The following is a 15,231-nucleotide window of genomic DNA, read 5'->3' as shown; positions in this document are numbered from 1 at the left end:
TTGCGATTTCCCGACCGGCGGCGAGCCGCCGACGAACTCTTGCTCAGTGGCCCGGATGCAGGGCGTCGTTGAGATACATGCAGGTCAGAACCGCAAACACGTAGGCCTGCAGGAACGCGACCAGGACTTCCAGGCCGGTGATCGCGACCGTCATGAACAGCGGCAGGATCGAGCCGACGACGCCGACAGCGCCGAATGCGCTGAGCGAGGTGACGAACCCGGCAAAAACCTTGAGCGTGATGTGGCCGGCCAGCATGTTGGCGAACAGACGAACCGACAGGCTGATCGGACGCGACAGGAACGAGATCACTTCGATCAGCACGACCAGCGGCACCAGGATGCCCGGCACGCCCTGCGGCACGAACAGCTTCAGGAAGCCGAAACCGTGCTTCATGAAGCCGTAGACAATGACCGTACCGATGACCAGCAGCGCCAGCGCGAAGGTGACGATGAGATGGCTGGTGACGGTGAAGAAGTAGGGGAACAGGCCGATCAGGTTGGCGACGAGCACGAACATGAACAGCGAAAATACCATCGGGAAGAACCGCATGCCCTGCGAACCCGCGGCGTCTCGAAGCATGGAGGCGACGAACTCGTAGGACATCTCCGAAACCGACTGCATGCGGCTTGGCACAAGGCCGCGGCTCGACGTCGTCAGGAACAGGAAGGCGCCTGCGGCGACCACGGTGGCAACCATGAAGGCAGCCGAATTGGTGAAGGAGAAGTCGAGGCCGCCGATCTCGATCGGAATCAATTTCGAGATCTGAAACTGATGAATTGGATCGTTGGCCACGCTGGCCCCCTTCGCCTAAATTGCGCCTTGCAGCGCCGCTATTTCTTTTCCGGTCCGTCCGACTGCTTGTCGGCAGACCTGACACCGGCTTCTGTAACCATTCCCGCCGAACGCAGGACATTGAGCACACCGGCGCCGAAACCGAGCAGCAAAAACACGATCAGCCCCCAGGGCGACGTGCCTGCCGTCCGATCGATGATCCAGCCAATGCCGACACCCACTGCGATCCCGGCGATGAACTCGCTGGACAGCTTGAGCGCCTGGCCGTAGCCGGTCACGCCACTCGACCCTGTACTCTTTTCCCCGTCGCGCTCGGCCTGGCGTCTTGTCGCAAGTGTTGCTTCAAGCTGTCGCCGGCGGCGCTCGAGTTCATCGTCGCGAATGTCGTTTTCGGCTCGATTTTCAGGCCGGTCGTTTCCAGTTTCGCCTGGCCCTGGTGGCTTGGCCATCGCAAACTCCCGCCCGGTCCGAGCGTATCCGTTCGTCCGCTTCAAAGTCGCCGGCAACATAGTTAGAGGGCCCCTGCCCGTCAAGCCACGGGGGCGCCCATCTAACCAAGTATTTTATATAAGAAAATCATTGGGTTGGCGAAGTGCGACATCCTGCCCGCGACTCCGTCCGGCGATCAGCGGCCGAATCCCGCAACAATCCACCTTCCGGCCCGACTCCACGAGCCCGGCACGGACACGTCAGCTCCAGCCGCCGCCATAGGTGCGATAGAAGATATGCAGGCCGATCTTGGTCATCTTCTTCATGCCGCGAGCCCAGCCCGGATTGACGTAGTTGGCGTAGTAGTGGGTCGACGAGCCGACTTCCGGGATGAATATCTTGCCGGCGGTGACGGCCATGGCGACATCCTGGGCGGTCTTGTAGTGCGATGGGCTGGCAACGCGGTCCTTGATGCCGTCGCAGGCAAACGAGAACTGGCAGCGATTGAACCAGCCGTCGTTTTGGTAGACGACGCCGCAGATGCTGCCGGGATAGGCAGGGTTGCGCACGCGGTTGAGGATGACCTGGGCGACCGCCGCCTGGCCGCGCACCGATTCGCCGCGCGCCTCGAAGTAGATGCCGTTGGCGAGGCAGGTCTGCTCGGCCTTGGAGAAGACGCTGGCCGGCAGCGGGTTCTGCAGCCAGCGGTGGTCGCCCTTGCCCATCGGCGGAATGAAGCGGCCGCTCGCCTCGTCCTCGTCGCGCAGCAGTGCCTCGAAAGGCGAAGCCTTGGCATAATCGGGCTCTGCCGGTGCGTAGGCAGTGGCGAGGATGTCCGGTTTGTCGTTGTTGACCAGCGACGCCAGCATCGCCGGCACGCCGGAAGCCTGCCGCTTCGTTTCCTTGGCGTGGAAGGCCGCGGCGATCTCGACTTCCTTGCCCCTGATGTCGGGCTTGGCGAAGGTCATCTTGAGGCTGCTGTCGAGTGCGGGGCGAAGCAATGAGCTGGTGCGTTCGAATACCGAACCTGCGGTGAAATTCTTTGGCGGCGCAACCCGCGTGACATTGATGATGCGGCCCTTCTTGTCGACGCGGACGACGCGGTCCTCGTCGGGAAGGTCAGACGCGCCGAATTTCTTGCCGCGGAAGGAGACGGTGCCGACGCCGGCAATCTTGACGCCCGACCCGGAGATCGGGCCGGTGACAATGCCATCGACGAAGGGCATTTCGGCTGCGTGGACCGAACCGGCCGCAGCTTTCTCGACATAGGAGCTCCAGCGGGTGTTCCGGCCTTCGAGGCCGGAGACGAGGCTGGTCATGTCCTGGTATGCGGCGACGGTGGGAAAGCCGAGCCAGATTCCGAGCCCGACAATGGCGGGCGCCAGGAACGAACGTCTCCCCTCGCGGGCAGCAGCAAACCGCCCCTTCACAACTCGTCGATGCACAGAAACTCTCCAGGACGCAACACACCCTACTGGAGACGAAAATGATGCATTAACCTTGATGGAGCGTTAACGGCGCAAGGGTGCGGCAATGTGCGAAGGGCCCGCGCGATGCGAGCCCCTCGATGCTTCATTTCTTCTTTTTGGCGCGCCCGGCGAACGGATTGTCCGAGGTGCGCAGCGCCATGCGGATCGGCACGCCGGGCATGTCGAAGGCTTCGCGCAGGTTGTTGACGAGATAGCGCACGTAAGACTGCGGCATCGCATCGGGGCGCGAGCATGAGACGACGAAGCCGGGCGGCCTGGTCTTTGCCTGGGTGATGTACTTGACCTTGAGCCGGCGGCCGGCGACGGCGGGCGGCGGATGATGGGCCAGAATGCCTTCGAGCCAGCGGTTGAGCTTGCCTGTCGAGATGCGGCTGTTCCAGACGCGGTGCGTCTTCATCACCGCGTCCATCAGCTTGTCGAGGCCGCGGCCGGTCTCGGCCGACATCGGCACCGCCTGCAGACCGCGCGCCTGGGGCAACAGCCGCTCGGTCTTCTCGCGCAGTTCGGCAAGCGCTTCCTGCGGGTTGTCGATCAGGTCCCACTTGTTGAAGGCGATGACCGGCGCCCTGCCCTCGCGGATGATCAGGTCGGCGATCTGCAGGTCCTGCTTCTCGAACGGGATCGTGGCATCGAGCACGATGATGACGATTTCCGCGAAGCGGATGGCGCGCAGGCCGTCCTGGACCGACAGCTTTTCGAGCTTTTCCTGCACCCTGGCCTTACGGCGCATGCCGGCAGTATCAAACATCTTGATGCTGCGACCACGCCAATCCCAGTCGACCGAAATCGAATCTCGGGTGATGCCGGCTTCAGGCCCGGTGAGCAGGCGCTCCTCGCCGATCAGCGCATTGATCAGCGTCGACTTGCCGGCATTGGGCCGGCCGACGACGGCGATGCGCAGCGGCTTGGTCTCGTCATAGGCGTGGACATCCTCGGCGTCGGGATCGGCGATGTCCTCGCCGATCAGCACGTCGCTTTCGGCGATGTCGTCGGCATCGTCCTCGTCATCGGCGAACACGACTTCCTTGCCGAGCGCCTCGACGACGGCGTCACGCAGGTCGGGCATGCCCTGGCCGTGTTCGGCAGAAATCTGCACCGGCTCGCCGATGCCGAGTTCCCACGCCTCGAGCGCGCCGCCCTGGGCGCCGCGCGCCTCGGACTTGTTGGCAACGAGCACCACCGGCTTGCCGGAGCGGCGAACGATCTCGACGAAGGTACGGTCGTCAGGGGTCAGGCCGGCCTTGGCGTCGACCATGAAGAAGATGAGATCAGCTTCCTTGATGGCGATCTCGGTCTGCGCCCGCATGCGGCCCTGCAGGGTCGCAGCACCGGCATCCTCGAAACCAGCGGTGTCGATGACGTCGAAGACGAGGTCGTAGAGCTTGGCCGCATGGACGCGGCGGTCGCGCGTCACGCCGGGCGTGTCGTCGACAAGGGCGATCTTCTTTCCAACCAGCCGGTTGAAAAGAGTGGATTTGCCGACGTTGGGCCGGCCGATTATCGCAATCTTGAAAGCCATCGGGCCCGCATCACGACGCGTTGCCGGAACCGCGGATCAGTTCGGCCAGGAGGTTGGAGCGCTGACGCGCATTGCGCGGTGCGCCTTCATCGGAAGCGATCTGCTCGAACAGCTTGAGCGCGTCAGCGAGCTTGCCTTCCTTCCAGGCGGAGAGGCCGAGGGCCTCGCGGGCGGAATGGCGCAGCGGATTGGTGTCGTTGGTCAGCGCCTCGACGCGGCCCGACACGTCGGCGTAGGAGCCGTGGTCGACGAGCAGCATGGCGGCGCGCAGGCGAGCGATGTCGCGGATGACGTTCGGGATGGAGCTGTCGGCGGCCACTTCGTCGAAGCCGGCGATGGCAGCCTTGAAGTCGCCCTTGTCGGCCTGGACGGTGGCGGCACGCATGCTGGCCAGAAGCGGATAGGCGCCGTAGCCATCCTTCTCCAGCGCGTCAAAGGCGGCGAGCGCCTCGTCGGCCTTGCCGGTATTGGCGAGCGACAGCGCCTGCGAGAACTGGTCGCCGGAACGGTTGGCCTTGGTCTCGACCCAATATTCCCAGGCGACGAACAGGCCCGTGCCGATGACGACCAGGATGGCAAGGACAATGGCCAGGGGGCCATAGCGGTCCCACAGGGCCCTCGCCTGCTCCTGGCGAATTTCCTCGTTTACCTCCCGAAAGAAACTGTCGTCCGACATGCTATCCAACCACCTTTGCCCCCTCGGGGCCGTTTGAGCCTGCGTTTTAACGGAATTTCGCCGCCATGGAAGGGGGCGGGGTGGAAATTCGGTGGGCAGGGAGTTTCGCGGTCCGTTTGAGCACCTTCCCCTTCTCCCCTTGTGGGAGAAGGTGGATTGGCGCGCAGCGCCAAGACGGATGAGCATCTGTGTTTGCTGTCAAGGCGCGTCGGGGCTCCAGACGCGGTCGTTTGCAATGAGTGCATTGGCCAGGACGAGGAGCTTTCGCATGACGGCGACGAGGACGACCTTGGCGGGTTTGCCGGCGTTGCGCAGGCGGGTTGCGAAGGTGGCGAGGTCCTTGTTGTGGCGGCTGGCCGAAAGGGCTGCCATGTAAAGGACATTGCGGACGCCCTTTCGTCCGCCACGGATGGCGCGGCGGCCTTCGCGCGTGCCGCTGTCTCGGGTGAAGGGTGCCAGGCCGGCGAGGCTGGCGGCCTGCTTGGGGTTGAGCGTGCCGATCTCGGCGAAGTGGCCCAGAAGCGTTGCGGCGGTGACCGGGCCGATGCCGGGGATGGTGGTCAGGATGGCATAGCGTCGGGTCGAGACGGGATCGGCGGCGACCTGGCGGACGATCTCGGCGTCGAGGCGATGAGATGACGCCGCAGCATCGCCATCCGGCGCTTGAGTTCGCCGCGCAGGAAGGCCCCTTCGACGCTGGCCAGCCGGTTGGTGAGCGCGGTGAGTTCGGCGTTGGCGGCGCTGCGGGCACCGACCAACTCTTGCAGGGCCTCGGTCGTGGGCGTGAGTGGCGGCGTTTGGGCCGGACCGAGGGCGGCCGCCATCAGCGCCAGCAGCGCAGCATCGATCCTGTCGGTCTTGGCGAGCCGGCCGCAGGCCTCGGCGAAGAGGCGGGCGCGCAACGGGTTGACGATGGCCACGCAAAGCCCTGCCGCATGCAGCGATCGTTGGGCGGCGCGGTGATATTTCGACGTCGCCTCCATCACCACGCAGGTGACGCCGAGCCCTGCAAGCGCACGCTTGAGCTGCCGCAGCCCCGAGCCGTCATTGGCCACGCGCAGCGACAGGCCACGGGGATGGACATGAACGTCCAGCCACTCTTTACAGACGTCGATGCCGACATAGACTGGCACCGTCGTAGCGGGTTCGGGCGATACCTTGCCTTGCATGCGGGACTTGCTCCCCATCATCTGTTCAGGACCAGCGCGACGACGAATGGACCTCGCTCATCCGCGGTTCGCGCCAAGGGGCGTGCGGTCCCATCCGTCCACTCCCCGGTGGACGGCTATCCGCCGGGGAGCACGGCCATCATGACAGCAATAGCCGCAGCCCAACATGCAAGGGGTGCTGGACGGAGCGGGGCTTTCGAAAACGGTCTGCCATTCCTGCACTTGCTCCTGCCGCCTCTCGTTTCTTCCAACACCCCTCATCCGGCCTCGCTGCGCTCGGCCACCTTCTCCCACAAGGGGAGAAGGCAGACACTCGCCTTGCCACGCCCCGTTGCCGGTCTGGCCATTGTCATCCTTCGACAAGCTCAGGATGAGGTGGTTCGGGAAGCGGGGCGCGAGGCCGTGCCTTCCGATAGTTTGATAGTGGCGCGACATTCGCGCCCCGCCCGGTGTTCTTGCCCCGCTCAGTCGCCTCGGCTTTCACCGCCAGCCGCCGCAAGGCCCGGACTTGGGGGCTCATCACCCAGCAAGAGATCCGACCTCCTGCCAGCCCGGCACCGGCGCTTCCCCCCGCTGCCCGGTGCGCACCGGGGTCCCGTGGAAGATCGCGAGGATGAGGATACGGGAGGTGGAGAGGGGCGTGGAAAAACAGGCGCGGCTATCCACGCGGGTTGCTGACAGATGGTGACAGCCGCTCTTGCCTTACGAAGCAAATCTTCCGCGTCGCGATCCTTCGCCCCTCTCTGGCCTGCCGGCCATCTCCCCCATAAGGAGGGAGATCACGCCGTCATCGGCGCCGCAGCCAATCGCCAACATCGCAAGGCTTATCCTGGCGATGTTGCAGGACGAGCGCCACCGGCGACGCGACTAATCTCCCTCCTTGCGGGGGAGATGGCCGGCAGGCCAGAGGGGGGTTGGAAGGATCGCGACGGTGAAAATCAGGAACCAAAGCGCCCAACAAAAATCACCGGCCGTGGAGAAGCAATCCACGTCGGACATGCCCGCCGGCTGCGCTGAATTTCCGGCGCTGCATGCCGCATTCCACCGTGAACGCATCCATGCCACATTTCGGCCCTACCCGCCTGAAGTCGCCAAGCCCCCGAAATTGCATCGAAGTTCGACATGACCAAAGCATTCCGCCTCAGTGCCCTGTTGTCCGCGTCGCTGGTGGCGCTGCCGGCGGTGGCCGGCCCTGCCCCCAAGGTCGAGGACGTCAAGGCGCCGCAGGTGGTGCTGATCTCGTTCGACGGCGCGCACGATGTCGCCCAGTGGCAGCGCAGCCGCAACCTCGCTGCCCGCACCGGCGCGCGCTTCACCTACTTCCTCTCCTGCGTCTTCCTGCTGTCGCGCGAGACACGCGGCGAGTACCAGGCGCCGGGCAAATCGGCCGGCAGGTCGAATGTCGGTTTTGCCATGAACAAGCAGGAGGTGGCCGACAGGCTTGGCCAGATCAATCTCGCTGCCGCCGAGGGCAACGAAATAGCCAGCCACGCCTGCGGTCATTTCGACGGCGGCAAGTGGAGCAAGGCCGAGTGGACCAAGGAGTTCGACGCGTTCTCGACCATCATGCGCGACACCTACAAGATCAACGGCATATCGCCCGAGCCGGCGGGCTGGGCGCAAATCACCGCCTCGGTGAAAGGCTTCCGGGCTCCGTACCTCTCCGACAGCAAGGGGCTGACGGCCGCGCTGCGCGACAAGGGCTTTGCCTACAACGCCAGCGGCGTGTCGCGCGGACCGGACGAACCCAAACTCGACGGCGGCATGATGGAATTTGCCCTGCCGCTGATACCCGAGGGCCCGTCGGAGCGGCGCATCATAGCGATGGACTACAATCTGTTCGTCCGCCATTCCGGCGGCGTCGACAAGCCTGACGAGGCGGCGAAATACGAAAGCCGCGCCTATGGCGCCTTCCGGCAGGCCTTCGACACGCAATATGCAGGCGGCCGGATTCCACTGCAGATCGGCTTCCACTTCACGCTGATGAACGACGGCGCTTATTGGCGCGCGCTGGAGCGCTTCGCCGGAGAGGTGTGCGTGAAGGCTGACGTCGAATGCATCAGCTATGCCGACTATGTGGCGCGGCGCAACGAGGCACCGGTGCAGACCGGCGGGTGACCCGGCGACTGGTTTTTTCAAGCGGGACGTTGACGCCCCTCCCCCTTGTGGGAGGGATAGAGGGTGGGGTGCGTGCCTGGCTTTAAGCCGACGGTGGACTTCAAGCAGGATGCGGCGGCGTGTTTGATTTACCCCCACCCCTTGCCCCTCCCCACAAGGGGGAGGGAGTCGTCGGCGTTGGAGCTAGAAATCATGCCACCGGTTGATCTTCCGGCTTCAAGCCGGCCTTTTCACGTTCGAGATAACGCTGGTCGATGTCGGGTAGCGCGTCGCCCGACAGCGTCGCCTCGAAGGCACGCAGGCGCTTGTAGATCGAGATCAGTTCAACAATCGTCGGCCAGGCGCTGACAAGGTACTGGAATGAAGAACTGACCTGACTAAAGGCCGTCGATATCTGCTGCCAGATTCCAAGCGTTATCTTGCCCGCAGCGATAGTTGGGATGAGAATGAGACTGGAAAAAATGGCATCCGCCTGAAGGTAACCGGAGCGAATGACGTTGAAATAGGCGTAGTGGAAATAGAGGTTGAAATAATTGCGCCGAACATTCGCGAACAATTCGGCCACGGTTGGCGGCTGGGCGCGATCCGCATGATCCTCGCCATAAACCAGTTCCTTGCGATAGGCGGCCTCAACTCTCTGGTTCTTGAACTCGAGACCCGGCAGCTTGATGCCAAAGACCATCAGCAGGATGGTGCCAAAGAGCGACCAGAAGATCGCGGCGAAGACAAGCGAATAAGGTATCTGGCCAACGACAGGCAGCGCCGTGATGTGCGTGGACAGTTGGGCCAGTAGTGGCAAGAAGGCAATCAGCGTCATTGCAGAATCGACGAAGGCAACACCCAAGCCCTCAAGCGTCGTCGAGAAGCGCATCGTATCTTCCTGAACACGCTGGGAAGCGCCCTCGATATGGCGCAGCTTAGGCCAGTTGGCCATGTAGTAGTCGTTCATCGCCGTACGCCACCGGAAGATGTAGTGACTGACGAAAAAGCGTGTCACCACGAACAGGGAAACCGAGAAGAGGGCGATTCCGGCAAAGACCCAGATGAGGTCGTAAAGTTCGCCTGGCGTTACTGACCCGGCGGTCGATATGGCCTTCTGGAAAAGGTCGAAAAACGGTCCCCGCCATGTGTTCAGCGCAACATAGAGCTGAACCGAGGTGTAGGTGGAAAAAAGGATCGCCGACGATCCCAGGATCGACCAGCGCTGCCAGGGGTGCGGCGAGTACCAAGCCCAAAACGCGTAGAAGACCGCAACCAAAAACCCAAAATAAATGTAGAACCAAAGGAACGGGGCTGACCAGAAAATCCGGATCCCGAGTATCGGTGGAACACCGGCCGGCGCAGGCGGCAGGCCGAAGATGGCCCCTAATTGTTCACCCCCGAAGAACCAGAACAGCACCGCTGCAAGGCTCCAGACGGCGGCCGAGGTGAAAAACAGCTTCGGCTGCGGGAAGAAGGATACGAACACGGTTCCGGGTTCCTTTCGGAGACGGTGGCATTGCCAGTTGGCCGCATGAAGTCACACTTCGCGACACAAGGGAATCCCCGGCGGCGGCCGGTTGTTGCAATGCGCGCCGGATCGTGGCGATTTTCCGCACCGGAATATTACAGTTTGGTCATTTACACAGTCCGGGGACGACATGAACCAGTCAGCATATGCGGCAGCAGGGCTCTACGCCGCGCTCAACGGCCTGATCCTTTTGTGGCTGACGATGGCGACGGCGCTGGTCAGGCGCAAGCACATGGTGCTGATCGGCGACGGCGGGGTGGCGCGCCTGCACCGGACGATGCGCGGCCATGCCAATGCCATCGAGAACATTCCTATCATGCTGGTCTTGCTGGGTTTTGCCGCAGCACTCGGCGCGCCGGCGGTGGCGATCCATGTGCTGGGCTGCGCCTTCACCTTCGGCCGAACGGTCCATGCCTGGCATTTCACCCATGAGCGGGCGGCGCAATGGCAACGCGCGACAGGCTTCGGCCTGAGTGTGCTGACGATCACTGTTGCGGCACTCGGCGTGCTCGGCCACGCCCTCGCATTGCTCTAGGCGCGGCACTCGCCCGGCACCGGCAGGGCCGGCCTGAAGCCGCGGCCAAGCGGCAAGTCGCCGAGCTCGCGCGCATCCATGCGCTCGATGTCGGGGTGGGAAAGCGGATCGCGCAGCCAGCCTAGAAAACGCTCTGTGTCGATGCCGTGGCTGTCGCGCTGGCTCTGAAGCAGCTTGGAAATGCTTGAGAAAATCTTCATTGGACTTCTCCTAAGCGTTGGTCCTTTCACGTTATTTTCGCTACAAATGCTCTGTCTTCAATCAAGAATGCCGCAGACGGAGTTTAGAAAATCTCAAGTCAGGCACTCAATCGCGTTCACCTCAACGGGCTCCGCGCGGTGGAGAGCGTGGCGCGCTGCGGCTCGCTGGTCAAGGCCGCGGAAGAACTGGGCGTCTCGGTGAGCGCGGTGAGCCAGCAGATCACGCGCACCGAACGGCAGCTCGGCCGTGCGATCTTCCGACGCGGAGGGACAGGCCTCGTGCTGACCAGCTTCGGCGTGGAATTCACGCGCCGGCTGAGTGCCGGCTTCCAGGAATTGTCGCGCGCGGTGGCGCTGGCCGACGAGACGAGCTCGAAGATGCTGGTGGTGTCGGTGGCACCCGCCTTCGCCTCGCGCTTCCTGGTGCCGCGGCTCAACCGCTTCAACCTGCGCTTTCCCGAGCTGAAGCTGAGGATCGATGCCTCGACCGGGCTGGTCGACCTCGACCACTCCGACGTCGATCTGGCGATCCGGATGGGCGACGGCAAATGGCCGGGCGTGCGGGCCGAACTGCTGCTGGCGCAGGAGGTGTTTCCGGTCTGCGCGCCAGCGCTGACGGCCAAGCTCAAGCGGCCGGCCGATATCGCGCAGCTGCCGGTCATTTCGGACGAGAGCACGATGATCAGTTGGGAGCGCTGGTTCGAGGCGGCGGGTTTGGCGCCCTATCCGGTGCTGCCGGCGGGGCCCTCCTTCACCGACCCGATCCTCGGCATCGATGCGGCGATCGCCGGCCAGGGCGTGGCGCTGGCCTGGCAGCTGCTTTCGGCCGACGCGCTGGCCGACGGGCGGCTGGTGGCGCCGTTCGGCATCACGGTGGCGAGCGGCCTCGGCTACTACCTGGTGACGTCGGCTGCCGAGCGGCCGCCGCGCAAGGTCAGGGATTTTTCAGGCTGGCTGGCCGAGGAGGTTGCCGCGACGATGGCCCGGTTCGGGACCGGACCTCAGCCGGGGAAAGCGGCGTCGTAGGCCTCGGGCTTAAAGCCGACGATGCGGCGGCCGCCGAGGTCGAGCATCGGGCGCTTGATCATCGAGGGCTGGGCCAGCATCAGGGCAATGGCCTTTTCGGCGTCGAGGCCCTGCTTGTCGGCGTCGGGCAGTTTCTTGAAGGTGGTGCCGGCACGGTTGAGCACGGTCTCCCAGCCGAACTCCTCGACCCACGCCTCCAGGCTTGGGCGGTCGATGCCCGAGGCCTTGTAGTCGTGGAAATCGTAGGCGACGCCATGGCCCTCGAGCCAGGTGCGGGCCTTCTTGATGGTGTCGCAGTTCTTGATGCCATACATTTTGATGGGCAAGGTCGGCCTCCGCGTCTTGCGGCCGGGCAGGCTGTGCCGACTCGGCCGTTTCGGTTGCGGCTAGGTTGTACATCGAGCCCGGTTTGGCAAGCGCGCGGCATCGCCTCTGCGGGGGCGGCACGTCTTGCAAAATGCCTCCGGATTAATTACATAGGAGGCTAATCATATCCATACTAATAAAAAGGGGATCGACATGAGCGACGAAGGCCTGAAAGGCGCATTTTTCGACGAACTGCTGAAGGTCAACCGAAAGCTGCGGACCATGTTCGACGCCCGGGTCAAGAAGCGCGGGCTGACGCTGGCACGCGCCCGGCTGATGATGCAGATCGCCGAATGCGAAGGCAAGACGCAAGCCGAGCTGGCGGAGCTGATGCATATCGAGCAGCCGTCGCTGGTGGGCCTTATCGACGGGCTGGAAAAGAAGGGGCTGGTGGTGCGCTGCACCACCGACGACGACCGGCGCGCCAAGCGCATTTTCCTGACGCCGAATGCACGGCGCGAAGCCGACAGCATGATCGCCTTCGTCGCCGAACTGCGCAACAGGGTGCTGGCCGGCGTCGACGATGCCGATATCGAGAGCGCTACCCGCGTGCTGAGCGTCCTCAGCCGCAACATCGGCGAAGCCGCCTGCGAGTAGAGCTGACCAGAGATGCAGCAGGCACCAGACACCGGCGACGGCCGCGGTAAGGCGGCTGAACCCGGGCAAGCCGATGCGGCGACGCGGGCCGAGGGGCCTGCCGCGCCGCCTGCGGCACCGGCCGCACCGCCGCCCTTCGTGCCCAAGCCGCCGCTGATGGCAGCAGCCTATGTCTGCGCCTCGGTGGTGCTGGCGCTGACGCAGGGGCTTGGCATGAACCTGGTTGCCGCCAACATCCCGCAGATCCAGGGCTCGATCGGCGCGACGGTGACCGAGACGACGTGGCTGGTCGCCGCCTACATGGCGCCGAATGTCTCGCTGGCGCTGGCACTGATCAAGATCAGGACGCAATACGGCCTGCGCAACTTCGCCGAGCTCAGCATTCTCGGCTTCGTGCTCGCCTGCGTGCTCAACCTGTTCATATCCGACCTGCAGTCGGCGCTGGTCGTGCGCTTCATGAGCGGCATCGCGGCAGCACCGATGTCGACGCTCGCCTTCCTCTACATGCTGGAATCGTTCTCGCCGGAGAAGAAGCTGAATGTCGGCCTGCCGCTGGCGCTGACCAGCATCACGCTCGGTGCGCCGGTGGCGCGGCTGATCTCCCCTGCCCTGTTCGACATCGGCGGCTTTCATGCCGTGACCATGTTCGAACTCGGCATGGCGATGGTCGCCTTCGCCCTGGTCTATGCCTTGCCGCTGGCACCGCAGCCGCGCGCCAAGGTGATCGAGAAGCTCGACGTGGTCAGCTATTTGCTAATCGCCACAGGCTTCGGCGCGACGGCGATCGTGCTGGTGCTCGGGCGGCTCTACTGGTGGCTGGAAGCGCCGTGGATCGGGGCGCTTCTGGCGCTGGCGGTGGTGTGCATCACCATTGCAGCCGTCATCGAGCTCAACCGCAAGAACCCGCTGCTCGACATACGCTGGCTGGCGAGCCCGCCGATCCTGCATTTCACCGGCGTGCTTTTGATGTTCCGCCTGGTGCTTTCCGAGCAGACGCTGGGCGCCTCCAGCCTTTTCCAGGCGCTTGGCCTCAGCAACGAACAGACGCGGTCGGTCTATTGGGTGATCCTGGTGGCATCGATTGCCGGCGGCCTGACCTGTGCGACGCTGATGAAGCACGGCAAGGAGGAGCGCATCCACATCGCCGCGCTGATCCTGATCGCCGTCGGCGCCTTCCTCGACAGCCGGGCCACCAACCTGACGCGGCCGGAGCAGGTGTTCTACAGCCAGGCACTGATCGCCTTTGCCGGGGCGCTGATCCTGCCGCCGGCGATGAAGAGCGGACTGATGTCGGCGCTGAAGAAGGGGCCGAACTACATCCTCAGCTTCATCATCGTGTTCCTGACCACCCAAAGCCTGGGCGGGCTGCTGGGCTCGGCGGTGTTCACCACTTTCGTCACCAGTCGCGAGCAGTTCCACCACAATGTGCTGGTCGAGCACATCGCGCTGACCGACCCGCTGGTGGCGCAGCGCGTGGCCCAGCTTGGCGGCGCCTATTCGCGCGTCATCACCGATAAGGGTTTGCTCAACGCCGAAGGCCTGCAGCTCTTGTCTCAGCAAGCGACGCGCGAAGCGTATGTGCTCGCCTACAACGACGCGTTCCTGCTGATCACGGTGATCGCACTGACGTCGCTGGTCCTGCTTCTCATCCACATCGCCATCGTGGCTCTCCGCAACCGGGCAGCCACCCCTGCACTCCCAGCCACCGCGTGAACCGCCATGCTATCGAAAAGCCTCCATCTCCTCCGGTCCGCCAGCACCATCCTGGCCATCGTCCTCGGCATCGCCGGGCTGACGCTGATCCTCTATGTCTGGCACCTGCCGCCGTTCAAGAGCGCGGTCGAGATCACCGAAAACGCCTATGTGCGCGGCCAGCCGACCATCCTGGCGCCGCAGCTGTCGGGCACGATCGCCGAAGTCGCCGTGCAGGATTTCCAGGACGTCAAGGCGGGGCAACTGCTGGTCCGGATCGACGACCGCATCTTTGTCCAGAAGCTGGAACAGGCGCGTGCGACGCTGGCATCGCAGCAGGCGGCACTGGCAAATTCCGAGCAGCAGCGGCACTCGGCCGAGGCGCGCGTCACGTCGGCCGAAGCGCAGGTGGCTTCGGCCAAGGTCGCCTATGACAACGCCCTGGCGAGCTGGGGCCGGATCGAACCGCTGCTGGCGCGCGGCGTGTCGACTCTGAGCGAGGCCGACAAGTCGCGCACCGCGCTCGAGCAGGCGCGTGCCGCCCACAGCCAGGCGGAAGCGGCACTCGAGGTGTCGCGGCAGGACCTGCAGGCGACCATCGTCAGCCGGCAGTCATTGGAGGCAGCGGTCTCGGGCGCAGAGGCGACCGTGCATCTCGCCGAGATCGATCTCAAGAACACGCGCATCGTGGCACCCGAGGACGGCCGGCTCGGCGAGGTCGGCGCCCGGCTCGGGCAGTATGTGGCGCCTGGCACGCAGCTGATGGCGCTGGTGCCGAAGCGCATCTGGGTGGTCGCCAACTTCAAGGAAACCCAGCTTGGCGGCATGAAGGTGGGCCAGCCGGTGACATTCACTGTCGATGCGCTGGGTCATGCCCGCCTCGACGGCCATGTCGAGCGCTTTGCCCCGGCGACGGGTTCGGAATTCAGCGTGCTGCGGCCCGACAACGCCACCGGCAACTTCACCAAGGTGGCGCAGCGCCTGCCGGTGCGCATCGGCATCGATCCGGGCCAGGCGATGGCCGACAGGCTGGCGCCCGGCATGTCGGTGGTGGTCAGCATCGACACGGATTCGCAGCCGCTGGTCGAAACCGCAGCGCACTAGGCGAGGT

Annotated in this window: 14 protein-coding genes and 1 pseudogene; 6 read left to right on the top strand and 9 right to left on the bottom strand. The window is 64.3% G+C overall.

What is annotated here, in order from left to right; translation table 11 throughout:
* Window positions 1-43: 43 nt before the first annotated feature.
* The 6 genes and pseudogenes from WHT83_RS10760 to WHT83_RS10735 form a co-directional block, all read right to left on the bottom strand.
* Complete coding sequence (locus WHT83_RS10760) at window positions 44-793, bottom strand: F0F1 ATP synthase subunit A (protein ID WP_108608997.1); 750 nt, start codon at window positions 791-793, stop codon at window positions 44-46.
* Window positions 794-831: 38 nt separating this feature from the next.
* Entirely contained in the window at window positions 832-1,242 is a 411-nt protein-coding gene (locus tag WHT83_RS10755; protein WP_183263672.1) for an AtpZ/AtpI family protein, read from the bottom strand.
* Window positions 1,243-1,482: 240 nt separating this feature from the next.
* Window positions 1,483-2,667, bottom strand: a complete 1,185-nt coding sequence (locus WHT83_RS10750; RefSeq protein WP_406873772.1) for a cell wall hydrolase — start codon at window positions 2,665-2,667, stop codon at window positions 1,483-1,485.
* 127 nt (window positions 2,668-2,794) lie between these two features.
* Window positions 2,795-4,231 carry a ribosome biogenesis GTPase Der gene (der, locus tag WHT83_RS10745; RefSeq protein ID WP_108609000.1) on the bottom strand — a complete coding sequence of 479 codons (1,437 nt, stop codon included), beginning with the start codon at window positions 4,229-4,231 and terminating at the stop codon, window positions 2,795-2,797.
* A 10-nt stretch (window positions 4,232-4,241) separates the two neighbouring features.
* On the bottom strand, window positions 4,242-4,907 hold the full coding sequence (locus WHT83_RS10740) for a tetratricopeptide repeat protein (protein WP_183263674.1): 666 nt from the start codon (window positions 4,905-4,907) through the stop codon (window positions 4,242-4,244).
* 198 nt (window positions 4,908-5,105) lie between these two features.
* A pseudogene (locus WHT83_RS10735) lies at window positions 5,106-6,076 on the bottom strand (IS110 family transposase).
* 1,122 nt (window positions 6,077-7,198) lie between these two features.
* Here WHT83_RS10735 and WHT83_RS10730 point away from each other — a divergent pair.
* The gene (locus WHT83_RS10730; RefSeq protein WP_406873771.1) at window positions 7,199-8,194 is read left to right on the top strand and encodes a polysaccharide deacetylase; all 996 of its coding nucleotides are present in this window, start codon (window positions 7,199-7,201) and stop codon (window positions 8,192-8,194) included.
* 190 nt (window positions 8,195-8,384) lie between these two features.
* Here the strand turns inward: WHT83_RS10730 and sbmA are convergent, their stop codons facing one another.
* A complete protein-coding gene (gene sbmA / locus WHT83_RS10725) occupies window positions 8,385-9,662 on the bottom strand; it encodes a peptide antibiotic transporter SbmA (protein ID WP_108609003.1) in 1,278 nt (425 codons plus the stop codon).
* A 172-nt stretch (window positions 9,663-9,834) separates the two neighbouring features.
* Between sbmA and WHT83_RS10720 the strand changes: the two genes are divergently transcribed.
* A complete protein-coding gene (locus WHT83_RS10720) occupies window positions 9,835-10,239 on the top strand; it encodes an MAPEG family protein (protein ID WP_406873770.1) in 405 nt (134 codons plus the stop codon).
* Here the strand turns inward: WHT83_RS10720 and WHT83_RS10715 are convergent.
* Window positions 10,236-10,439, bottom strand: coding sequence for a hypothetical protein (locus WHT83_RS10715; RefSeq protein ID WP_108609005.1), 204 nt, complete (start codon window positions 10,437-10,439; stop codon window positions 10,236-10,238). The genes WHT83_RS10720 and WHT83_RS10715 overlap by 4 nt on opposite strands.
* A gap of 90 nt (window positions 10,440-10,529) precedes the next feature.
* Between WHT83_RS10715 and WHT83_RS10710 the strand changes: the two genes are divergently transcribed.
* Entirely contained in the window at window positions 10,530-11,465 is a 936-nt protein-coding gene (locus WHT83_RS10710) for a LysR substrate-binding domain-containing protein (protein WP_406873959.1), read from the top strand.
* Here the strand turns inward: WHT83_RS10710 and WHT83_RS10705 are convergent.
* Window positions 11,441-11,791, bottom strand: coding sequence for an ArsC family reductase (locus WHT83_RS10705; protein ID WP_210307940.1), 351 nt, complete (start codon window positions 11,789-11,791; stop codon window positions 11,441-11,443). The genes WHT83_RS10710 and WHT83_RS10705 overlap by 25 nt on opposite strands.
* 193 nt (window positions 11,792-11,984) lie before the next feature.
* Between WHT83_RS10705 and WHT83_RS10700 the strand changes: the two genes are divergently transcribed.
* From WHT83_RS10700 to WHT83_RS10690, 3 genes are all read left to right on the top strand, one after another.
* Entirely contained in the window at window positions 11,985-12,428 is a 444-nt protein-coding gene (locus WHT83_RS10700) for a MarR family winged helix-turn-helix transcriptional regulator (protein ID WP_108609008.1), read from the top strand.
* 156 nt (window positions 12,429-12,584) lie between these two features.
* Complete coding sequence (locus WHT83_RS10695; RefSeq protein WP_406873958.1) at window positions 12,585-14,141, top strand: MFS transporter; 1,557 nt, start codon at window positions 12,585-12,587, stop codon at window positions 14,139-14,141.
* A 6-nt stretch (window positions 14,142-14,147) separates the two neighbouring features.
* Complete coding sequence (locus WHT83_RS10690) at window positions 14,148-15,224, top strand: HlyD family secretion protein (protein WP_108609010.1); 1,077 nt, start codon at window positions 14,148-14,150, stop codon at window positions 15,222-15,224.
* Window positions 15,225-15,231 lie beyond the last annotated feature (7 nt).

Source organism: Aminobacter sp. P9b (assembly GCF_045345995.1).
GTDB lineage: Bacteria > Pseudomonadota > Alphaproteobacteria > Rhizobiales > Rhizobiaceae > Aminobacter > Aminobacter niigataensis.
The sequence above is the reverse complement of the archived record's forward strand: the minus strand, read 5'-3'. Positions and strand labels throughout refer to the sequence as shown.

Excerpts from the sequence above, each read along its gene's own strand:
- WHT83_RS10740 (WP_183263674.1), bottom strand. The coding sequence starts at position 4,907 with ATGTCGGACGACAGTTTCTTTCGGGAGGTAAACGAGGAAATTCGCCAG.
- WHT83_RS10730 (WP_406873771.1), top strand. The coding sequence starts at position 7,199 with ATGACCAAAGCATTCCGCCTCAGTGCCCTGTTGTCCGCGTCGCTGGTG.
- WHT83_RS10700 (WP_108609008.1), top strand. The coding sequence starts at position 11,985 with ATGAGCGACGAAGGCCTGAAAGGCGCATTTTTCGACGAACTGCTGAAG.
- WHT83_RS10715 (WP_108609005.1), bottom strand. The coding sequence starts at position 10,439 with ATGAAGATTTTCTCAAGCATTTCCAAGCTGCTTCAGAGCCAGCGCGAC.
- WHT83_RS10755 (WP_183263672.1), bottom strand. The coding sequence starts at position 1,242 with ATGGCCAAGCCACCAGGGCCAGGCGAAACTGGAAACGACCGGCCTGAA.
- WHT83_RS10720 (WP_406873770.1), top strand. The coding sequence starts at position 9,835 with ATGAACCAGTCAGCATATGCGGCAGCAGGGCTCTACGCCGCGCTCAAC.
- der (WP_108609000.1), bottom strand. The coding sequence starts at position 4,231 with ATGGCTTTCAAGATTGCGATAATCGGCCGGCCCAACGTCGGCAAATCC.
- WHT83_RS10695 (WP_406873958.1), top strand. The coding sequence starts at position 12,585 with ATGGCAGCAGCCTATGTCTGCGCCTCGGTGGTGCTGGCGCTGACGCAG.
- WHT83_RS10690 (WP_108609010.1), top strand. The coding sequence starts at position 14,148 with ATGCTATCGAAAAGCCTCCATCTCCTCCGGTCCGCCAGCACCATCCTG.